This is a genomic window from Aeromonas sp. QDB54 (assembly GCF_027707385.1).
In the GTDB taxonomy this organism is placed as follows: Bacteria; Pseudomonadota; Gammaproteobacteria; order Enterobacterales; family Aeromonadaceae; genus Aeromonas; species Aeromonas hydrophila.
The window spans coordinates 170,044-193,039 of the sequence record NZ_JAPCIT010000006.1; the positions used below are offsets into that span (position 1 = coordinate 170,044).

A 22,996-nucleotide genomic window follows, 5' to 3' on the forward strand; every position below is an offset into this window, starting at 1 on the left:
TAACGAAGCGGGGCGCGGGTGGGATCACCGTTGCCGGTATCGAGTCGGATGAATGGACGCTTTGTGAGCAGGCGCACAGCCCGGCGGTGCGCCTCTTGTCTGCCAATTAACCTACCGTTAACGTGACGAGGCTGCCCGCTGGCAGCACTCATCAATGGATCTTAATTGGCCACCGACTGGTTACAACCGACATGGAGGGGAGTGATGCCAATCGTGACAGCTACGCCCCGGGCAGCTTGCCTGCTCGCCCACTGGTACACCCGGGATCCCATTCTGACCCTCGACTTTCCTCACCGCTGATTGGCGGCACCCGCCGTTTGAATTTGTCAGCCGGACGACCCTGATCGCCCCGGCCTCTTTGCCAATTCCAATTTCAAACACACTGGCCTTGCGCCGGTGAGGAGTCTTTTATGCGTCGTATACCCGAGCCGTTTCGTATCAAGATGGTCGAGCCCATCAAACAGACCACGGGCGCCGAGCGCCGCGCCGCCCTCGAGGCCGCTGGCTGGAACCCCTTCCTGCTGCTGGCCGAGGATGTCTATATCGATCTGCTGACCGACAGTGGCACCGGTGCCATGTCCGATCGTCAGTGGGCCGGCATCATGATGGGGGACGAAGCCTATGCGGGCAGCCGCAACTTCGTCGAGCTGGAGCGCGCGGTGCGCGAGATTTTTGGCTACCAGCATGTGATGCCCACCCACCAGGGGCGCGGGGCCGAGCAGATCCTCTTCCCCGAGCTGGTCAAGCGCTGCCAGGGCAAGGCGCCGGTCTTCATCTCCAACTACCACTTCGACACCACCAAGGCCCACGTGGAGTTGGCCGGCGCGCGGGCCATCAACCTGCTCACCCCGAAAGCCCTCGACACCACGGCCTCGTATGCCTGGAAGGGGGATTTTGATCTTCCTCGTCTGAGTGACACCATCGAGACCCTGGGGGCCGACAACGTGGCCGGCATCATCATCACGGTCACCTGCAACAGCGCCGGCGGTCAGCCGGTCTCCATGGCCAATATGGAGGCGGTCTCCGAGCTGGCCCGTCGCCACCATATTCCGGTGGTGATCGACGCCGCCCGCTTCGCCGAGAACGCCTGGTTTATCAAGGAGCGGGATCCGGCCTATGCCAAGCACAGCATCAAGGAGATCGTGCGCCAGATGTTTGCGCTGGGGGACATCTTCACCATGTCCGCCAAAAAAGACGGGCTGGTCAATATCGGCGGGCTCTGTTGCTTTAAAGAGGATCTCGAGCTGTTTCGCGCGGTGCAGGTGCGCTGCGTGGCGATGGAGGGGTTTGTCACCTATGGCGGCCTTGCCGGGCGGGACATGGCGGCGCTCGCCATCGGCCTACGCGAGGGGATGGATGAGGAGTATCTGACCTACCGCATCAGTCAGGTGGCCTATCTCGGCGAGCGGCTGGCCGAGGCGGGCATCCCGATCCAGACCCCCACCGGCGGTCATGCGGTGTTTGTCGATGCCAAGAAGCTGCTGCCCCATATTCCGGCCGAGCAGTTCCCCGCCCATGCGCTTGCTTGCGAACTCTATCTGGAAGGGGGCGTGCGCGGAGTGGAGATAGGCTCCCTGTTGCTGGGGCGCGATCCCGCCACTGGCAAGCAGGAGGCGGCGGACTTCGAGCTGTTGCGTCTCACCATTCCGCGCCGGGTCTACACCCGGGATCACATGGACTATGTGGCCGACTGCTTGATCGCGGTGAAAGCGCGGGCTAGCGACATTCGCGGGCTCACCTTTGACTACGAGCCGCCGCTGCTGCGTCACTTCACCGCGCGGCTCAAGCCGGTCTGATTGCCAGCACTTTGGCGTCGTAGCCAGCGGATTTGTTCACAAGGCTCAACAACAAAAGCCCCCGCACCTAGGTGCGGGGGCTTTTTTGACGATGATCGCCGGGCGCGTTACTGGCTGCTGAACAGCTTGGTCTGGGGGCTGGACTGGGCGGTCAGGCTCATGCGACCGGAAGTCTCCAGCCAGGATTTGATCCGTTTGGCATCGGCCACCCGGGCGTTGGGAGTGTCGGCATTGAGCAGCACCATGATCACCGGCTCGCGGTTGATCTGGGTGGCCATCACCAGGCAGCGACCCGCCTCGCGGATATAGCCGGTCTTGGAGAGGGAGATGGGCCAGCTCCCTTCGCGCACCAGCCGGTTGGAGTTGAGGTAGTGCAGCTGGCGCTTGCCGTTGCGCACCATGCGCTCCTCGGTGGAGGAGTACTGGCGAATAAGCGGATAGGTGGATGCCGCCGCCACCAGCTTGGCGAGATCGTGGGCGCTGGAGACGTTGCGAGGGGTGAGCCCGGTACTGTCGGAGAACTGGGTGCTCCACATGCCGAGCATGCGGGCCTTGGCGTTCATCGCCTCGATGAAGGCACGCTGGCCACCGGGGTAGTTTCTGGCCAGCGCCGACGCGGCGCGGTTTTCCGACGACATCAGGGCGATATGCAGCATGTCGGCCCGGCTCAGGCGCGAGCCCACCGCCAGCCGCGACCCGGTGCCCTTGAGTCTGTCCACGTCGGCCATGGTAACGGTCAGCATCTCGGAGAGCCGCTGATTGGCATCGAGCACCACCAGCGCCGTCATCAACTTGGTGATGGAGGCTATCGGCATCACCCGGTTGGCGTTGCGCTCCGACAGCACTTCACCGGTGCGCGGGTTGGCCACCACGAAGGCGGCTGAGCTCAGCGCCAGATCGTTGCGCTGCTCCAGAAAGCTGTTGGGGGAGTGAGACTGGGCTGAAAACGGATTGGCCTGGGCGCTCTCCATGCTGACGGGAACAAGGAAGGCACCGAGCAACAGGGTAAGAAAAGGGCGAGTAATCATGATTTGACGCTACCGTACGGCTGACAGGGATATTTGGCTAAGTTATATGACGGTAATTGACGCTTCACAACGTCTAATGGCCCGATATTTCAATTTTATGGGATGGCGCACCTTGAAGTAACGGTAATGGCGGCTATGGGTGGCTTCATACGAGTAATGATGGGGTGGGCAGGAGTGGGGAACCTGGTCGCGGCGCGCGGCTGGCGGCGCCCCCTGGCCGCCAGATAGTGACTTTTTTACCTCTCTCTGCTGCTTGTTTCCTTCCTCTCGCTCATTCTGGGTGATCATCTTTGCTGAAAACGGCCTGATCAGGGGCGGCAACATGTGCTGATGGCCGCCATGGCCGGATGTGGATCATCACAGGATCAAGGGGATAAGGGTAGGGCTCTTGGCATGCCCCCGCTATGGTGTCATGGCCACCCGCATCAGCGCCGAGGGGCTATTTTCGACAAAGTAGTGCCAGAGGTGATCATAGAGTGCCTGCTGGCCGGGGAAGCCCGCCAGTGCCTTGGCCTCGGCCAGGCTGCACCAGCGGTACTCGGTGTGCTCGTGATTGAGGGTCACCGCCTGCGTTGGCGGGCAGTAGACCACGAACACCGGCACCAGACCGACGGTGTTGGTGGCGTGGTCGTAAAACTGCTCCAGATACTGGCCGTTGTAGAGTTCGTGCACGGCGATGCCGGTCTCCTCGCGAAATTCGCGCACTATGGTCTGCCAACCGGTTTCCCCCGCCTCGACCGTGCCCGCCACATGACACCAGAAGCCGCCCTTGACCCGTTTCATCATCAGCAACCGGGTCTCGCCCCGGATGGTGGAGAGCGCAACGCCGGAGACGGTGTGACAGCGAATGGGGATCATGGGATAGGCTCCATAAAAAGGTTCAATAGACGCCTATTGTTCGGCCGCAGACGGGATCTTGGCAAGTGATTTCCCTGCCGGCGGCGCTTGTGCGGGCCCAACGTGACAGGGGCATTCAGCCCCAGTCACACGTCCGGTCAGCCTCCCATCATGCGGGCGGTCTGGATCGCCTCGATCAGCGCGGCCCGATTGATGCGGGGGCGTTCCTCGTCCAGCAACTGCTGCCAGAGGGCGATGGCCTGGGAGTAGCGGCCGTGCAGGAAGTGATCGGAGGCGAGCAGCATCAGGGCGCTCACCTCGCCCTTGTCCTGCTTGAGCGCGCTATCAAGCAGACGTAGCGCCTCCGGGGTGAGCTGCTGGCCTGCCTGGTAGTAGAGCACGGTAGCCTGGGCGGCCTGGGTCGCCGCGCTGGCGCCCCCCTCTTGCAGGGCGAGGCGCTGGTAGGCGAGCAGGGCGTTGGCGTACTCGTCCCGATAGAGATAGAGCTGGCCGAGCGCCGCCCAGCCGTCGAGATCGGCGGGGTTGGTTTGCAGACGCTGGTGCAGGGCGCCCAGCTCCTTGTCCTGCAGATCCCGCGGGCTCAATCCCGCCAGCGGATCGGGGCGCGACTGATAAGCCAGCCACGCCTGATAGCGGCCGGTGCCGGCATAAATGCCGGCCATCAGCGCCAGCAGCAGGGCCCCAAGCAGTATCCATGAGCGCAGCCAGGGCAGCGGACGGGCGGTGCGGTCCCTGACCAGCCGCTCGCGCAGGGCCTGTTCGGCAGGTGGGGTGGCGTTGGCGAGGCGGGCCAGCTCCAGCTCCCGGTAGAGGCGGCTGTGGGGGGCAAGCCCCGCCTGCTGCTCGGCCATGATCAGCCGGTTCAGCTCGGCTCTGGGGTCGTGGGCGAGCACCCTCTCGGCTCTGTAGCCGACAAGCGGCACCCGCGCCGGTTGCCGGCGATGCAGGCTCCTGCGCAGGCGATTGAGCGCCAGCAACAGCAAGAGGGCTGGCCCCCCCCACAGCAGCGCCGTGCTGGCCTTGAAGGGGGGATCGTAGCGCACGAAGTCGCCAAAGCGGCTGGTCATGCGGGCGATCACCTGTTCGTCGCTCTGCCCCTCATCCACCCAGCGGTAGACCTCGAGCCTCAGATCCCGGGCGATGGGGGAGTTGGACTCCACCAGGTTCTGGTTCTGGCACTGGGGGCAACGCAGGGCGCGGGCGAGATCCTGGGCGTGGCTCTGCAACTCGGGGTGCTGGAACTGATAGGTGTCGACGCCGCTGGCCAGGGCGCCCTGGCTCAGGGGCACGCCGAGTACCAGCAGGGCGCAGAGGATGATGAAGCCCTTCATAGTTTGCCCTCCTGGCGGGCGGCCTTGAGCTTTGGCACAAACTGGCGCTGCCAGATATCCGTGCTCAAGAGACCCGTATGGCGGGTGAGCAGGGTGCCATCGGCGGCAAACAGATAGGTTTCGGGCGTGCCGTAGACGCCGAGCTCCAGCGCCAACTTGCCGTCCAGATCCGCCAGCACGGCGCGATAGGGGTTGCCTGCCTCCTCAAGCCAGGCGCGGGCAGCATCGCCCTTGTCTCTGTAGTTGAGGCCATAAAGGGGCACTGTCTTGGCCAGCTCGGCGAGCAGCGGGTGCTCGGCGCGGCAGTTGGGGCACCAGCTGGCCCAGACGTTGAGCACGAAGGGCTCCCCCTTGAGCGCCTCGGTATGGATGGGGTCGCCGCCAAACAAACTCTCGCTTTGCCAGGCCGGCAAACTGCGGCCCAGGGTCGCCTCATCCTGACTGTAGGGGTTGTTGCCAAGCCCCAGCCAGAGCAGGACGCCGAGGCACAGGGTCAGCAGCAGCGGCATGAAGAGGCGCAGGCGGGCTCTCATGGTGCCTCCTTGGGGAGCAAGCCCGCGACTTGATGTGCAGCGGTCTGCGGTTGGGCTGCCAGCAATGGCTTGCGCCCCAGCAAACGCAGGGCGCCGCCCGCCATCATCAGCAGGCCGCCGAGCCAGATCCAGCGCACCAGCGGCTTGTAGTGCAGCCGCATGGCATAGGCATCTGGCCCCATCTTCTCGCCGAGCACCACATAGAGATCGCCCAACAGCCCCCACGCGATGCCCGGTTCGTTCATGTTCATGGTGCGCACGCTGTAGTGGCGCCGCTCCGGCGTCAGCCGCGCCACCTCTTTACCGTCCTTATGCACGCTAAGCGTGATGCGCTCGGCGGTATAGTTGGGGCCGATCACCGGCTCGCTCCCCTCATAGCGAAATTCATGGGCGCCGAGCCGGTAGGGCGTATCCGGACTGAGCACTGTGCCCCCCTCGAGCGAATGGTGGCTCACCTGGGCGATGCCGAGGGCGCACACCGCCACCCCGAGGTGGGCCAGCAGGCTGCCGAGCCGGTTAAGGGTGAGCTCGCGCAGCGACGTTGGTTGCAAGAGAGGGAGCAGCAGGCTGGCAATCAGCCAGAGGCTCAGCACGTTGGCCGCAAGCCCCAGCCAGCCGGCCCGCAGCGGCTCGGGGTAGGCGAGGCTTAGCAAGGTGCCCCCCAGCAGGCCGAACAGGCATGGGAGCAGCACCTTGATGCGGCGTTGGGCTGCCAGATGTTGCCAGCGCAGGCGCGGCAGCTGGGTCATCAGCGCCATCATGCAGAGGGCCAGCGGCACGAAGATGGTATTGAAATAGGGGGCACCCACCGAGAGCGACCCCAGATGCAGCGACTGGAACACCATGGGGTAGAAGGTGCCGAGCAGCACGCAGGCGCAGGCTACCGACAGCAGCAGTATGGCGGCGCCCAGCAGCCCCTCTTTTGACAGTAAGCCGAAGCGGGCGTAGGGGGCGCGGGTATCGGCCCGCAGTGCGAACAGGGTGAGCGCCGTGGTGAGCAGAAGACCGAGCAGCAGCAACAGGGTGAGGCCGCGGTTGGGATCTACCGCGAAGGCGTGCACCGAGGTGAGCACGCCGGAGCGCACCACAAAGGTGCCGAGCAGGCTTAACGAGAAGGTGAAGATGGAGAGCAGTAACACGCCGTGGCCGTAGGCGCCGCGCCGCTCGCAGACGATCAGGGCGTGGAGCAGGGCCGTGCCCAGCAGCCAGGGCAGCAGGGAGGCGTTTTCCACCGGATCCCAGAACCACCAGCCGCCCCAGCCGAGCTCGTAATAGGCCCACCAGGAACCCAGCACGATACCGGCGGTGAGAAAGACCCAGGAGCCGAGTGCCCAAGGGCGGCTCCAGTGGGCCACGGCGCCATCGAGCCTGCCCGAGTGCAGCGCCGCCATGGCGAAGGCGAAGTTGACTGCAAAACCGACATAGCCGAGATAGAGCAGGGGCGGGTGGATGATGAGGCCAATGTCTTGCAGCATGGGGTTGAGATCGCGCCCCTCCAGCGGCCCCGGGAACTGGCGGTCAAACGGGCTGGAGAAGATCAGGGTATAGAGGCCGAACAGCCCGACGATCAGCCCCATGATGGCCAATACCCTGGTTGTGATCAGCGGATCGACCCGCCTGGAGCAAAGAGCCACCAGCGCGCCCCACAGCCCCAGCGCAAAGACGAAGAACAGCATGGAGCCTTCGTGGCCGCCCCACACGGCCGCCAGCTTGAAGCCAAGGGGCAGGGCGCTGTTGGCGTGCTGGGCCACATAGACTAGGGTGAAATCATCCTGGCCAAAACAGCCGGCGAGCAGCAGCAGGGCGGCCAACAGCAGGAGCGCGACCAGGAGGGCCAGCGGTGTTGCGCAGCCGAGCAGCGGGCGTGAGGCGAGCCGCAGCCCCAGCCAGGGCAAGGTGCCTTGCAGCAGGGCGAGCCCGGTCGCCAGCAACAGTGAGAGATAGCCGAGCTCCGCCAGCACACAACCTCCAGTCAATCATTCGTCTATGTTATGCCGCAGCGTCTGCACCGTACCGGCGCTGGGGGATAACATCCACATTTCTGGCAACAACTTATCGCAACAAATAAGCGCCAGTCACCCGAAGGTGGCTGGCGCTGGTGATCATACCTTTAAACTACCGTCATCTGGCCGGCGTAGAGCACGAAGTAGCGCAGCAGCAGGATCCCCACCAGGGTCAGGCTGCAGACCAGTACCAGGTAGCCGTTTTTGGCCCGCAGCGGTGCGGGGGCCAGCAGGGCCAGCAACTGGGGCAGCAGCATGCCGATGCCCACCACCCCGAGCCAGAACACCTGAGCCCAGAAGCCGCTGCCGATGGCGGCCCACATGGCGGCCTCCTTCTGGCCGCCACCGAAGTAGAGGCCGGTAAAGAAGCAGACCAGCAGCAACACCTCCACCGCCAGTACCGGCCGCTCGAAGCGGTGGACGAAGCTCACTCCCTGGCTGTGATGGTTCTCCTTGAACAGGGTGACCGCCAGCAAGATGGTGGAAGCGATGCCGGAGCTGACGCCGGAGATGAGGAACAGCACCGGCAGCACCGGGTTGTTCAACAGCGGATAGGTCTTGAGCGCCGACAGCAGAAAGCCGGTGTAGGCCCCCAAGAGCACGGCAAGCAGCAGCAAGATCGGCGCCAGCAGCCGCTCGATGCGGGCAAGCCAAGCGATGAGATCATCCACAAAGGCGAACTTCTCTTGCAGCAGGTGACGGCGCAAGGTCTCGATCTCGGTCCGAAACACCACCGCCAGCCAGGCGAACAGCACCGCCATGTAGACCTGGAACAGCATGACCCCCATCGACATCACGGAGTCGAACTGGTAGTGGAACATCAGCTTCCAGAAGGTCCAGGGGCGGGCCAGGTGGAAGATGAGGATCAGTAACCCCAGCACCACGCTCACCGGCGCCAGAATGGCGGTCGCCTTGATGATGCCGCTCTCGCTGCCGGCCCCCTTGCGGCGCAGCAGCACCGAGAGGGTGGTGGCCCCGGCGGAGATGCCGAGCAGAAAGAGATAGATGGCGATGGGCCAGTCCCACACCAGCGAGGAGAAGTGAAATGCGTCATGCAACATGATCCATTCCTCCTTCTGTTACTGCGGTAGATGGCGATCGGACAAATCCCCACACAAGGGAAGGGAAGTGAAATGCCTCTTGCATCGTCATGACTTTATCTCCCCTTTAGGCACGCGGTACATCTTGGGCGAAGTGCCGAGTGCCTGCTTGTAGCGATAGGTGGTCTCCTTTACCAGCCGTTTGGCGATGGGGCTGTCCGGGTCATCCAGATTGCCGAACACCAGCGCCTTGGTGGGGCAGGATTCCACGCAGGCCGGCTCCTTGCCCGCCGCCAGGTTGGTCTTGCGGCAAAAGTCGCACTTGTCGGCCACCTTGGTCACAGGGTTGATAAAGCGCACCTGATAGGGGCAGGCGGCCAGACAGTACATGCAGCCGACGCAGAGATCCGGGTTGACGTCGACGATGCCATCCTCCTTGCGGATATGGGAGGCGCCGGTCGGGCAGACGTGCACGCAGGGGGCGTTGTCGCAGTGCTGGCAGGACTTGCGAAAGAAGTGGTACTCGGCATCAGGGAAGGTGCCGATGGGGCCGGAGCGGATGATCTCGAGGCGCGAGACTCCCTCTGGCACCTGATTCACCTCCCGGCAGGCATCCATGCAGGCGGTACAGCCGATGCAGGCCGTCTCGTCGTGGAGCATGCCAAAGCGTACCCCGTCGATGGTCTGACTGTGGGCGAGGGTGGTGGCAAGGGAGAGGGTGTTGGCACGAGCAGCCCCCGTCATCATGATGAGGGCCCCCGCGCTCATCCCCGCCATGAAGTGACGGCGAGAGCAGCTCATTGTGCCTCCTTGCCCGAGGTGGTGTTCGTCTTGGCCGCCTTGACGGCCTCATGCTGCTTGCTGTGGCAGTCGACGCAGAGCTTGATGCGGGACTTCTCCGGAATCGCCACCATGGGCTCCTTGGCCGGGTGCAGCTGGTGGCAGCTGGTGCAGGTGAGCTTGGTGGCGTGCACGTCGTGGGCCCAGAGCGCCTCGCGCAGCGGTTTGGGCTCGTGACAGCTCATGCAGACCCCGTTCTGTTCGGCGATGGGGTAGCTCTCGGTGCTCTGCTTGTCTTCCAATGCGCTTTGCTTGTCATTGAAGCTGTCGCTAAAGCGCATCACATCCTTGACCCCTTCCCGGTGTTTGGGGGAGGGCTGACCGTGGCAGTTGGTGCAGGTGACCGGCGCCAGGTTGTTGGGGTTGGTCGCCTGGCCGTGCTTGCCGTGCATGCCGTATGCCTGCTCCTTGTGGCAGTCGGTACAGGCGGCATCGGGATTGCGCAAAAACTCCACCTCATGTGTAGCAGAGACAGGTGTGGCAGAGAGGGCCGCAGGGGCGTTCGCCGCATCGGCGGCCTGACCCTGCAGGCTGGTCAGCAGCATGGCTGCCATCAGCATCAGTCGTAAGAAATCCATTGTTAAATCACCCATAGGAAGCCTCCATCCGGCTGCGGGCCCGACACTGCGGGCCCGCATGCCTCGTCATTGTGCGAGCCGTCCGGCCGCTTTGGCCTCGGCATCCCAGGCGGGGACTGTGGTCTTGAGGAACTGGGCCTTGTCGCTGTTCATCTGCTTCATGTCCATGCCAAGAGCGGCCTGGGCCTTCTCCTTGCTGGAGATGTCGGGAATGGCGATCTCGTGGCTGATCCCCTTGGCGGCCAGCAGGCGTGCCAGCTTGGTGCGGGCATCGGCGGCCTTGTCCAGGGCGGTTCCCAGCATGCGCAGCGCCACTTCCGGGGCGTGCATCTGCACCCCGTGGGAGGCGATGGAGAAGTCCCAGCGCCATTGGGCGTGACGGATGTCCTGCAGAATGTCCTTCATCTCGGCCTCGGTGGCGCCGGCATCCCAGGCGGCCTTGGCTTCAAAGTGGGCGTGCACCAGCTGCTTCTCGACCTTGAGCTTGATCTCGGTGACGGCATCCTTGCGCTGCTTGACCACCCCTTGCAGCATCTCCTTGCTCTGGGTGTGGCAGTTGCGGCAGGTCTGGTCGAAGCGATCGAAGGGGTTGCCTACCTTGTGATCGGTGTAGACCTTGCCCTGTTCGTTCTGCACCTTGGGCATGTGGCAGTCGACGCAGGCGACATTGTTCTGGCCGTGAATGCCGGCGCGCCAGGTCTCGTACTCGGGGTGCTGGGCTTTGAGCATGGGGGTCTTGGAGAGGGCATGGGTCCAGTCGGCAAAGCCTATTTCATCGTAATACTGCTCCATCTGCTCCACTGTGGTGCCCTTGTCCCAGGGGAATTTCACCGCCTTGGTGGGGCCGCTGAAGTAGTACTCCACGTGGCACTGGCCGCATACCTGGGACTGCTGATCGAAGCGCCCCTGCTCCTTGAACGGCTTGCCGATAGCGGTCATGGCCCGGTCGGCATAGGGACGGGAGAGGTGCAGGGCGGGTTTGCCCTCTTTGAACTCTTTCGAGGCGGTGTCGTGGCAGTCGGCGCAGCCGATGGTGTTGACGATCTCGGGTCCGCCTTTTGCCCACATCCCCTTGAAGTAGCCATCCTCACCCTTCTCGTCGATGACGCGGGCCACGTCCGGGCCTTTGCAGCTCCAGCAGGCCATGGGCAGCGGACCGTCTTCGGCGGTCTTGGGGGCGCCGGTGCGCAGGGTTTCCCGCACGTCGGTCAGCGCATAGAAGTGGCCGCGCGGCTTGTTGTAATCCTTGGAGAAGGGGTAGCCGGCCCAGAGCACCACCATCTGCGGATCTTCCGCCAGGGCGTCGGTGCGCTCGCGGCTCTCGCTGGTGCCTTTCCAGCTGGTGAACTGATCGGCGTGATCCTTGGCGAACAGCTCGCTGCGCGCCTCGATCTTGCCCTTGGGCTGAGCCTCGTCGGCCGCCTGTGCCCAGCCGCTGGTGCCAAGGCAGGTGGTAAGCAGCAGGGCAGCGAGGCCCAGCCTGGTCTGTCTGTTGTGTGAACTCACGATCATCACTCCCAAATCGATCTCATTGCCAAGCCTGACCGTTCCATCCTGGATGTGGGCATCAGCCCCCGCACTAGGCAGGAGCAGGCAGGCCGATTAATTGTTATTAGTGAATAAAACCCATGTATTTATGCGATTGCTCGAGCTGGATATTACCAAATGGGTAAAACGAATGATGATTTATCGGGAGCGGGATTGCGCTAGATCAATTGTCGGAGCAGGCAACAAGCGGAAATGAGATCCCGGTTAAATTATGAGGAAACTCAACTTATTGCATCATTGTTAACGCGGTGCACCACGCACCCTGGCGGCCATGGCCCGCCAGCCCGCGTCCCGCAAGGGAATGTGCGTCAAATGGCGCGAGCTTTATTCATTTAGGGATAGAAAATTTTATGTGAATAGATATGCATTATTAAGATCGAGAAAGGGAGTCATGATGATCCCCTGATTGCCGGATTCAATCAGGGGGACTGCGGCGGCTGCGTCACCTTTTGCCATACTGGATCCGTCCGCGCAGGAAGGGATCCTGCCATATCATCTTCATATGGAATCTTGTCTCGCAAGAGAAACGTTTTACGTGCAAAAAAGCGTATGGAATGGCTTGGATGGCACATTTTCTGTCGAAATTATGGGGGGATCCACCAGTGATATGTCGATAAAATAAGCGCTCACAAAATGACCCGATTTGGCACCGGGCCCGCTCAATATTTGCTGGAGGTTGTATGGCCGAGCTGCGTATCGAAAAAACCACCGTCATGACTCAACTGGAGGGAACCGTCTTCGTCATTCATGACGATGGCACCGTAGTGCGCGCCAGGGCCGGCGTCTTGTTGCAACCGGGCGACCGGATCCTGAGTGGCGAGGGGGGCAGCTACCAGCTGGCCGACACCGTCGAGCTCGCTCATCAGGAGGAGGCTGCGGTCGAGGTGGCGTCGTCCATCGCGCAGCCAGTCGAGCCGACAAGCGGTGGCGACAGCGAGCTGGCTGCCCTGCAGGCAGCGATCCGCGCAGGCACCGACCCCACTGCCCAGTTCGAGGCGAGCGCCGCCGGCAATCCGGCGGCGGGCGGCACGATCGGTGGCGTGGCCGGTTCCAGCTCGGGGGGCTTCGTGGTGGTCGATCGCACTAATGACGCCACCCTGGCCGAGGCTGGCTTCGATACGGATCACGCCGACATGCCCCGGGGCGACGAGCCGCTGCTGGAAGGCGAGCGGGATCTGTTTGCCGCCATCACCATCACCGAGCCGCAGACCAGCGACAACATCATCAACGCCGACGAGGCGACCGGCGTCATCATCCGCGGTACCGTGGAGGATGTGGAAGTCGGCCAGTCGGTCACCGTCACCCTGCTGGATCAGGATGGCAACCTGCTTACCGTCACTACTGTGGTGCTGCCTGGCCTGATCTGGGAGGCCAACTTTGGCGACCTCACTGGCAATCTGGTGGACGGCCCCCTCATCATTCAGGCCGATACCCAAGATGCCGCCGGCAACCGGGCCAGCGATCTGGGTCAGACCCTGCTCGATACCATCACCACCATCACCCTCGATCTCGCCGATGAGAGCGACACCGGTGCCAGCCAGAGCGATGATCTGACCCGCGACAATACCCCGCTGCTGCAGGGCAAAGGGGAGCCCGGCGCCACCGTTACCCTGTCTCTTGCCGGCAGCGTGCTCGCCACTCTCACCGTCGATGGCAACGGCAACTGGCAATATCAGCTGCCCGATACGCTGGCAGACGGGGCCCATGATTTTCGGGTCGATTCGGTGGATATCGCCGGCAACCGGGCCAGCGACATCCTCACCATTGAGGTCGATACCCAGGCCGCCATCGACATCGATGATCTCGACGCGGCAGCTCTTTTTGGCAACGGCAATGCCACCCTGAGCGGCACCACCGCCAATGTGGAAGCGGGTCAGAGCGTCACCATCACCCTGGTTGGCAGCAACGGGCAGGCGCTGCTCACTACCTCCGCCCTGGTGGGGGCCGATGGCCGCTGGCAGGTATCAGGTCTTGATCTCTCTGGCATCACGCAATCTTTTGAGGTGCGCGCCAGCGTCACCGATCTGGCGGGCAACTCGGCCTTGGACGGGGCGCCGCTGATCGGCCAGAGCGAGACGCTCACGCTGTCCGAAGCCGGACTGGCCGATGGCCCGGTCACGGCGACTGGCAGCCTCAATACCGGTGCCGGCATCGATGGCAATCTGCAGGTTACCTTCGCCGCTGACCAGAGTGCATTGGCAGGGCTAGGGCTGGCCAGCCAGGGCGCGCCGCTTGGCTACTCAGTGAATGGCCAGACCCTGACCGCCACTGCCGGTGGGGCGACTGTCTTCACCCTGACCCTTGGCAATGACGGCAACTATCGCATCGTCTGGCACCAGAGCTTGGATCACGGCCAGGATACCCTGCGTCTGCCGTTCAACCTCGAATACCGCGACAGCGACGGTGATCTGGTGACAGCGCCGCTGGTGATCAATCTGCTGGACAGCAATCCGCCGAGCTTCGAGATTCCGGCCATTACCCTCATCGAGGATGCCTTTACCAACGGCGCCGCCGTGATCGGGGAGAGTCGCTTCGTGGTTGGCCACACCGCCGATCCCCTGCTGGCCGACTCGCTGGTGTTCAGCAATCAGAGCGACACCCTGGCGACCCTCAATGGTTCGGGTCTGGCCAGCAATGGCCATCCGCTTGCCTTCGAATTTGCCGATGATCGCACCCTGCTGGGCTATTACTTCGACAACAATGGTCAGCGGGTTGAAGTGTTGCGCGCCCAGCTGCTGGCCGAACAGCAGGGGGGCGATGTGGGCGGTCGGGTGGTAGTCACCCTCACCGGCCCGCTCGATCATCAGAGCAGCGACAGCCTCTCGCTGGGGTTGCAGGTGAGCGCCAACGAGATTGATGGCGACGCCACCAGTGCCAACCTGGTTTTGACCATCGACGACGGCAGGGATCCTTCGCTCGGTCTGGACAAGGGGGTCTCGCTGCAAGAGGGGGGCAACCAGAGCATCGATGGTCAGTTGCCGGTCACGGTGGGCAGCGATTGTCTGGTCTCTCTCACCTTTGAGGCAAGCCAGCCGGCGCTGGCAGGCCTCACCAGCGGCGGCAAGCCGACCAGCTATCAGGTGAACGGCAATCTCCTTACCCTGCTGGACGCAGAGGGCAAGGGCATCCTGACTGTCACCCTGGCTCTCGATGGCAAGTACCATCTTGAGCTCAACGGCGTGCTGGATCAGCCGGTGGCCACCGACAGCATCAAGCTGGGCCTGCAGGTGGTGGGCCGCGATTTTGACAGGGACCAGAGCAACCTCGGCACCCTCAACATCACCATCACCGACGGCGCCTTGCCGCAGGTTGACCCTGTTTCCCTGACCCTCACCGAAGACAGCGACTGGCAGCTTGGCCAGACCCTTGGCGGCGAGCTCGCCATCACAACAGGCAGCGACCCGCTGGTGAGCATCACCTTCGATGCCAGCCAGCCGGGCCTGCAGGGGCTCAGCTCGGGCCAGCAGAGCGTGACGGTGATGGTGGCCGATCATCGTATCGAGGGGCGCACCCCCGATGGCAAGCTGGTGTTTGAGCTGACCCTCGGCAACGATGGCAAGTACGGCTTTACCCTGTATCAACCGCTGGATCAGGGCAGTGCCGACAGCCTGCTCAAGGCGGGCTTTACCCTGCTCGACAGCGATGGCGACAAGGTCTCCTCCACCATTACCGTGGCGGTAGGTGATGGCGCCAACCCGACCATCTCCGCCGTCACCGGCACCGCCATCACCGAGATGGCGCAAGGGGAGGTGGCCGCGGTCAGCACCATGAGCTTCGCGGTGACCCACGGCAGCGACGCCCTCGACCCTGCCTCCCTCGGTTTTGACATCGCCACCATCCAGAGCACCCTGACCGGACTCACCAGCCACGGCAGCCTGCTCAGCTTCTCCCTCGATGGCAACGGCCAGCTGGTCGGCACCACGGCGGATGGCCGCGAGATCCTGCGCGCCGAGCTGAGCCTGATCGAGCAAAGCGGCAACTGGAGCGTGAGCGCTAGGGTGACCCTGACGGGCGAGCTGGATCATCAAGGGAGCGAATCCCTCAACCTGCCACTGGCGGTCACCCTGGCCGACAAGGATGGCGATCGCATCGGTACCACGCTGCCGCTCACCATCGCGGATGGTAAGGCGCCAAGCTTTATCCCGGGCACTGGCGTGACCCTGGATGAGGGTGACCTCACCGGCAGCAACAGTCTGAGTCAAACCGGTCACTTCGACGTGCAGGCCGGGTCGGATCGGGTGGTGGAAGTGGCCTTTGCCGATGCCAGCCAGCAGCCGGCGCTCACCGCCCTCGGTCAGCCGCTGCAGTATCAGTTGGTGGATGGGGATCCGCAGATCCTGGGCAGCCAGCTGCTCAAGGGCTTTGTGATGGTGGATGGCCAACGGGTCGAGGTGTTTGAGGTGCGGCTGGTCGGCACGCTGGATCAGGCGGGCAAGAACGGTTTTGACTATCAGGTGGCCCTCTATCAGGGGATCCATCAGGGCGCCAACGCCGTGACCGAGCTGCCCATCAAGGTGATCGTCAACGACTACGACAAGGCGGGCGGCAACAACGACAGCACCAGCGGCACCCTCGCTATCCAGATTGGCGAAGGAGAGAAACCGACGCTGACGCTGACCGGCGTGACCCTCGGCGAAGGGCGCTTCGATGGCGTCGGCAGCAGTGGTGATACCGGCACGATCACCATCACCGCCGATTCCGACCCCGTGGTCGATGTGCGTCTGGCCTTTGCGGGTCAGGTGATGGATGCAGATGGCAAGGCCATCACCCACAATGGCGAAGCATTGACCTGGAAAGCAGTTGGCACGGATGGCCACAGCTTCCAGGCGGTCACGGCCGGCGGCCTGGTGGTGATGACGGTGACTCTGGGGCAGGTGCCGGCGACCATAGGCGCTCATACCAGCGCGACCATCGACTATCAGGTGACGGTGCACACCAACCTGGATCACGGCGCCGATGACCAGCTTGAGCTGACACTGCCGGTGCAGGTCACCGACAGCGACGGCAGCCAGAGTCAGGGCGCCACCACCATCAGGGTGACGGATGGCGTGGATCCCGTCATCTCTGCCATCGACGCGGTTGCGGTGAAGGAGTCTGCCCTCGATGGCTCTGCCGGCCAGCATCCGGGCACCATGCCCTCCGATCGGGGTGAAACCGCCAGCGGCAAGGTGACCATCAGCGCCGGTTCGGATCGGGTTGCCTCTCTTGAGCTCGACGTGGCCGCCTTCAATCAGGCCAATCAGCTGACCTCCAACGGTCAGGCGGTGACGCTGGCCGCCCACAGCCCGGACTGGTATCTGGCCACGGCAGAGGGTGGCAAGGCAGTATTCTGGATCCACCTCGATGCCAGCGGCAGCTACAGCGTCTATCTGGTGGGGCAGCTCGATCACGGTGCGCAGGGTAGAGATGATCTTGCCATCGAGGTGCCGCTCTTTGTCACCGATCACGATGGCGATCGCAGCCCCAATGTCAGCGTGACCGTGACGGTGCAAGATGACATGCCCATTGGCACCGTGCTGGCGCATACCCTGAACGAGGGGAGCGCCACCGTCAGCGGCGATCTGTTGCCGGCCGCCAACGAAGGGGCCGATGGTGCCCGGGTCGAGTCGATCACCATCAATGGCCAGACCCATGCCGTCAATGGTTCCCTCATCCAGGACGTGATGAGCCCGGATGGTAAGCAGGTGATGGGCTCTCTCACTATCTCGGCCGATGGCAGCTACCGTTTCACGCCGGCACCCGGCTTTGATCACGACAATGTCGAGTTGAGTCAGATCATCACCGCCCATCTGGTGGATGGCGACGGTGATCGCGCCGACAGCACGCTGACCCTTCATCTGCGGGATGAGCCGGTGAGCTTCACCGTCACTGCGGCTACCGGCAATGAAGATCAGGGGGCGCAGGATCCGGCCGCCGGCATCCTCATCAACATGCAGCTCGATATCGGCGATTTCGACCGGGGCGAGCATGTGGAGCAGCTCCTTGTCCAGGCGCCAGCCAATGCCCATGGCACCTTCTATTACAACGGGGTTGCCCTTGCCACCACCGCGGATGGCAACTGGTTTATCGTCCCGCCAGCGGCCATGGTCACCAGCGATAGCGTGCACTACGCCGCCCAGGGGGTGACTTTTGTGCCGGATGCCAACTGGTCTAGCTGGAGCAACCAGGGCCAGCCGCTGCACTTCCAGGTGCAGTTGCAGGTGGGGGTGACCGAGGGGGATGCCCCGGCGGCGGTCACCGGCGATCTTGCCATCACGGTACGCGGCGTGGCCGACAAGCCGGTGTGGGATGGCGGTCACACCAGCCAGCACTACGACACCAGCGAGGACAGCAGCGGCATCAAGCTCAATGTGAAAGCGGGCCTCACCGATACGGATGGCTCCGAGACCTTGACCTACCAGATCAAGTGGGAGGCGGGCAAGGGTACGCTGATGCTCAACGGGGCTGAACTCAAGCCAAACGGCAGCGGGCTCTACAGCGTCTCGGCCGCCAACATCAACAAGGTGAGCGTGGTTCCGGCCAAGGATTTCAGCGGCGACATCAAGCTGTCGGTGACCCCGATCAGCACGGAGCAGAACCCGATCGCTCCGGGTCAGGGGACGGCGCAGGGAGAGAAGATTGAGCTGGTGATCAACGTCAACCCGCAGGCGGATGACGCCAAACTCACCGTGCGCGACATTCAGGGCAAAGAGGACTCCCTGCTGGATCTGGGCAGCAAGATTGGCCTGGCCCACCTGGGTGACACCAGCGATGGCTCCGAGCAGCTCTTTGTGCGCATCAGCGGCCTGCCCGCCGGGGCGACGCTGCTGTTGGGCGGCATTGCGGTCAGCCAGCATGCTGCCGGCTATTACGAGGTGCCCTTTGAGCGCATCAACGAACTCAAGCTGCAGCCGCCCAAAAACAGCAACGTCGATTTCGATCTGACCATCAAGGGAGTGGTCAAAGACAGCGCCACCCTGACCGATGCCAATGGCCAGACCCATACCGTGGTGAACGAGAAGGAGACCGGCTCCCAGACCCTGCATGTGGATCTGGTGGGGGTGGTGGACCAGCCCCACTTCGACCTCAATACCTCCGGCTGGACCGCCGATGGCAATGGCTACACCACCACGGTTCAGGAGGATGGCCGGGCCCCGCTGGACTTCAAGCTGACTTCCGGGGAGTGGACCGACACCCCGCTGGATCATTCGGAAACCTTGAACCTGGTGCTGGAAGGGTTGCCGGAAGGGGCCCAGGTATTTGATGCCAGCGGCAAGGCGTTGACCCTCACGTTTGCCGGGCTCGACGGCAAGGGCAACCCCCTCTATCAGGTGGACGTGTCCAGCCTTGGCAACCTGCAGATCCAGCCGCCGGCCAACAGCACCGCCGATATTCACCTCATCGGCCACGTGGTGGTGACCGAAAACGACGGCGACAGCAAGCGCTTCGACGTGCCGCTCACCATCAAGGTGGAGCCGGCTATCGATGCCACCGACTACGCCAAGACCAGCCAGGGTCTGGAAGATGAGTTTACCGTGCTGGACTGGCAGCCGACCCTCACCGATGGCGCCGAAAAGGTGACGGCGCTGAGTCTCTCCGGGGTGGAGGATGGCTACCAGATCTGGCTGCGTGCCGGCGGCGTGGAGAGCCAGCTGACCGTGCTGGATGGCAAGCTCACCCTGACCGCCGCCCAGCTCGACAGCCTGCTCACAGGGGGTCAATTGCTGGTGAAGGCGCCGGAGGACAGCGATCGGGATACCACTCTCCAGAGCCACGTCACCGTGACCCAGTATGATGTGGATTCGGGCGCGGTGGCCGAGAAGGTGATCGACGGCAATCTGCATGTCGATATTCAGGCGGTGGTGGAGCCCGATGGCGTGCTGACCCAGACCGGCGGCGCACTCGTGGGGCAGGGCGGTGCCGATATCGATCTGGCGGGGCGTTTCCTCTTTACCGACCTCGATCCCTCCAGCGTGGAGGAGATCGACTATCTGGTGATTAACCTGCCGGTGCTGAACGGCGGCGCAGGCGATCAGTTCGTGGTGATTGGCGGCATCAACAACGGTAACGGCAGCTGGATCGTACCGGCGGGCAACCTCGGCAGCTTCAAGCTGCATGCGCCGGACGGGTTTGTCGGCAAGGTCGAACCGATCCGTATCGATGCCATGGTGATCGACCGGGGTGACGATGGCGATGCCAGTGCCCATGTCAAGGTGAGTCTGAACACGGACGCGACCTTCGAGGCGACGCCGACGACCAACAAGGAAGCTGCGGCGACCGTCGATATCGACGACAACGCGGTGCTGGTGGGCAAGGAGGATATCCGGGTTGACTTTGGTCAGCAGCTCAAAGGTGTGATCCATATCGGTGCCACCGATCAGGCCAGCGACGAGGTGACCATCGTCCTCAAGGGGTTGCCGGCGGGCGTCACCATCAGCGGGGCCGAGTACAACATCTCGACCGGTGAGTATGTGATCAAGGTACCGCCGTCACTGGCTGGTCTGGAAGGGCTGACCCTCGGCTTGCCGCAAGATTTTGCCGGCTCGCTCAATATCGAGGTGAAGGTGGTCAACACGGATACCGCCAGTGGTGATATCAAGGTCGACAGCACGACGGTACGGGTCGATGTGGCCCCCGTGGTCGATGTGAATGGTGGCGCTGACGGCCACCCGGAGCTGACGCTGACCGTGCAGGACACCAACCATGACGGGCAGCCGGACAATCTGGAAGACAGCGAGATCCACCTCGATCTCTCGGTGAAACTGGCGGACATCAGCCCCTCCATCGCGGGTGGCGGCCTCGAAACCGTGGAGCGGGTCACCATCACGGTGGATGCCAAATATGGGTATTTCCTTGATGACAGCGGCCAGCCGGTCAATACCCTGATCGTGAACGACATGGCGGCCCTCAAGGATCTGGTGTTTGTGCCCAAGGCGCACTTCAGCGGTCAGGTGCCGCTCGACATCCAGGTCGATATCCTCGATACCGCGTTGGTCGGCGGCCAGCTGGTGACCGACAGCGGCAGCTGGAGCGGGCAGGTCGGCTTTGAGGTGAGACCGGTCAACGACCCGGCTGTGCTCACGCTGCACGACGTGACGGGCGACGAGGATGGCGCCATCAGCCTGGCTGGCTTTGGTGCCGCCCTCATCGACAAGGATGGCTCCGAGCAGATAGTGGCGCTGCAGATCAAGGGGGTACCGGATGGTTTCACCCTCTCGGCTCCGGCGGTCAACAATGGCGGCGGTGTCTGGCAGGTCCCCGTGGGCACCGATTTTGCCAAGCTGACCCTGATCCCACCGGCCGATTTCAGCGGCAGCGTGGATCTGTCACTCAGCGCCTTTACCCTCGATAAGGGACTCACCATTCCCCTTGAAACCAGCGGCAGCTTCACCGTGACCGTCAATCCGGTGGGGGATGCGCTCATCAGCGATCTGCTGCCCACCGCCAGCGGGGTGGAGGGGGACAGGATCCTGCTCAATCTGGGGCTGGAGACCCGCGATACCCACGCCACCGGCGGGAGCGCGAGCAACGTGCATGAAAATGGCGCCGAGCAGGTGCGGGTGATCCTCCGCAACGTGCCGGAAGGGGCCTCCATCGCCCTGCCTGACGGGGTGGCCGGTGAGGCCATCAGACTGCCGAGCGGCGACTGGCAGGTGACCACGGTGGGCGGCAACCTGGCAAACCTGCTGCTGGTGACCAACGACGTCAATGGCACCCTCACACTCGAGGTGATCGCCCAGAGCCTGGACAACGGCGCGCTGGGGCCACAGGTGAAGGGCTACATCGATGTCACCATAGCGGCGGTCAACGACGCGCCCGAGAACATTCTGCCCACGGCGCCGCTGGTGGCCGAAGAGGATGTGCCTTATCGCATTGATGGCCTGCAGGTCAAGGATGTGGATGCGGGCAACAGCACCATCGAGGTGCGCCTCTCGGTAGCGCACGGCACCCTCACTCTGGTGGATGGCAGCGGGGTGACCCTGACCGGCAACGGTACGGGCGCGCTGGTGCTGAGTGGGTCGCTCGATGCCATCAATGCATTGCTGGCGGGCGGCGTGACCTATCTGGGTGAGCAGGACTTCAACGGCCAGGATCAGCTCACCATGGTGACCAATGATCGCGGCAATACCGGCAGCGGCGGCCCCTTGAGCGACACCGACGTGGTGCCCATCGAGGTGCTGCCGGTCAACGATGCGCCGGTCAATCAGCTGCCCGGCAGCATGACGGTGAAAGAGGATGGCTCTCTGTCGCTATCCGGCATCAGCGTGAAGGATGTGGATGCCGGCAGTGCGCCCATGGCCATGGTGCTGCGGGTCGAGCACGGGGTGCTGACCCTGCTGGGGGCGGCGGGCGCGGTCTCGGTACAGGGGGCGGGCAGCAACGAGATGACCCTGGTGGGATCGCTGGCCGACCTAAACCAGCTGCTGGCCGGCAACCTGCACTATGAACCGGCCAGGGATTTCTGGGGCGAGGACAACCTCACCATCACCACCTCGGATCAGGGCAACAGCGGCGTGGGCGGACCCTTGAGTGACACCGACCAGGTGACCATCACGGTGACGGCTGAACCGGATCTGCCGAGCCTGACGGTGGGGATGCACGAGATCCATGCGCTGCAGGGCGCCATGGTGCCCCTCAATCTGACCGCCAGCGTGGTGAACCCGGCACCGGGCGAGCTGTCGCTGCGCATCAGCGGCCTGGCGGGGGCCCAGGTGCTGGATGAACAGGGGCTGCCGGTCGGCCATGCCGACGGCAACGGTGACTGGCTCATTCCGGGTGGCCACTCGCTGCCGCTCTACCTGGACGGTCTGACGGCGGGAGACCATGTGCTGGGGCTGAGTGCCGAGTCGAGCGCAGGGGGGGCCACCATCAGCTCCCCCCTCGATACCGTGACCATCCATACCCAGGCCGGTCATACCCTGCTGGGTTCGGATCAGGGAGATTGGCTGTTTGGCAGCGCGGGGGATGATCGCCTGCTGGGTGGCAAGGGTGACGACATCCTCACCGGCGGCGCCGGCAGCGATCTCTTCGTCTGGCAGCAGGGGGATGCGGGGAGCACAGGCCAGCCCGCCATCGACACCATCACCGACTTCCACCCGGAAGAGGGGGACAGGATCGATCTGGCGGACCTGCTCAAGGGGGTGACCGACAGCAGCGTGGATGGCTTGCTGGGCCACTTGCAGGCGTCGGTGACCAGCGTGAGCAACGGCCTGAGCGACGTGAGCCTCTCGGTGTCGCCGGCAGGGGATGGCCAGGTGACCCAGCAGATCACCCTGAAAGGGGTGGACTTGAGCAGTTGGCAGCTTGGTGGCACCTCGTCCCACGACATCCTGCAGAGCATGCTGGATCAGCACAGCCTGATCATCCAGCACCCCTGATGGGAGGATGTGAATGAAAAGAGCCGGCAATAGCCGGCTCTTTTTCTATCTGATGCTTGCTCGCAAGCGGATATGGCGGTGCCC

The 22,996-nt window shown here is 63.5% G+C and carries 11 protein-coding genes; 2 read left to right on the top strand and 9 right to left on the bottom strand.

The annotated features are described in order from the left end of the window. Window positions 1-410: 410 nt before the first annotated feature. Window positions 411-1,796 carry a tryptophanase gene (locus tag PG881_RS08025; RefSeq protein ID WP_270799149.1) on the top strand — a complete coding sequence of 462 codons (1,386 nt, stop codon included), beginning with the start codon at window positions 411-413 and terminating at the stop codon, window positions 1,794-1,796. Between the two features lie 107 nt (window positions 1,797-1,903). On the opposite strand, the gene pbpG is transcribed toward PG881_RS08025, so the two are convergent. The 9 genes from pbpG to nrfA all read right to left on the bottom strand — a co-directional run bounded on the left by pbpG (window position 1,904) and on the right by nrfA (window position 11,519). After that, the gene (gene pbpG / locus PG881_RS08030) at window positions 1,904-2,824 is read right to left on the bottom strand and encodes a D-alanyl-D-alanine endopeptidase (protein ID WP_005300287.1); all 921 of its coding nucleotides are present in this window, start codon (window positions 2,822-2,824) and stop codon (window positions 1,904-1,906) included. 402 nt (window positions 2,825-3,226) lie between these two features. After that, on the bottom strand, window positions 3,227-3,682 hold the full coding sequence (locus tag PG881_RS08035) for an NUDIX hydrolase (protein WP_270799151.1): 456 nt from the start codon (window positions 3,680-3,682) through the stop codon (window positions 3,227-3,229). Between the two features lie 137 nt (window positions 3,683-3,819). Further along, window positions 3,820-5,013, bottom strand: coding sequence for a heme lyase NrfEFG subunit NrfF (gene nrfF, locus PG881_RS08040; RefSeq protein ID WP_270799154.1), 1,194 nt, complete (start codon window positions 5,011-5,013; stop codon window positions 3,820-3,822). Beyond that, complete coding sequence (locus tag PG881_RS08045; RefSeq protein ID WP_270799156.1) at window positions 5,010-5,546, bottom strand: DsbE family thiol:disulfide interchange protein; 537 nt, start codon at window positions 5,544-5,546, stop codon at window positions 5,010-5,012. Before PG881_RS08045 ends, nrfF begins: the two co-directional genes overlap by 4 nt. Next, on the bottom strand, window positions 5,543-7,507 hold the full coding sequence (gene nrfE / locus PG881_RS08050; RefSeq protein ID WP_270799158.1) for a heme lyase NrfEFG subunit NrfE: 1,965 nt from the start codon (window positions 7,505-7,507) through the stop codon (window positions 5,543-5,545). Before nrfE ends, PG881_RS08045 begins: the two co-directional genes overlap by 4 nt. 149 nt (window positions 7,508-7,656) lie before the next feature. Next, a complete protein-coding gene (gene nrfD, locus PG881_RS08055; protein ID WP_270799160.1) occupies window positions 7,657-8,610 on the bottom strand; it encodes a cytochrome c nitrite reductase subunit NrfD in 954 nt (317 codons plus the stop codon). Between the two features lie 87 nt (window positions 8,611-8,697). Beyond that, the gene (nrfC, locus tag PG881_RS08060) at window positions 8,698-9,390 is read right to left on the bottom strand and encodes a cytochrome c nitrite reductase Fe-S protein (RefSeq protein WP_270799163.1); all 693 of its coding nucleotides are present in this window, start codon (window positions 9,388-9,390) and stop codon (window positions 8,698-8,700) included. Beyond that, window positions 9,387-10,022 (bottom strand): cytochrome c nitrite reductase pentaheme subunit, encoded by a 636-nt coding sequence (gene nrfB, locus PG881_RS08065; protein WP_270799165.1) that lies wholly within the window; start codon window positions 10,020-10,022, stop codon window positions 9,387-9,389. Before nrfB ends, nrfC begins: the two co-directional genes overlap by 4 nt. A 51-nt stretch (window positions 10,023-10,073) precedes the next feature. Beyond that, a complete protein-coding gene (gene nrfA, locus PG881_RS08070) occupies window positions 10,074-11,519 on the bottom strand; it encodes an ammonia-forming nitrite reductase cytochrome c552 subunit (protein WP_045789973.1) in 1,446 nt (481 codons plus the stop codon). A gap of 716 nt (window positions 11,520-12,235) precedes the next feature. Here nrfA and PG881_RS08075 point away from each other — a divergent pair. Next, window positions 12,236-22,912, top strand: coding sequence for a retention module-containing protein (locus PG881_RS08075; RefSeq protein ID WP_270799170.1), 10,677 nt, complete (start codon window positions 12,236-12,238; stop codon window positions 22,910-22,912). Window positions 22,913-22,996 lie beyond the last annotated feature (84 nt).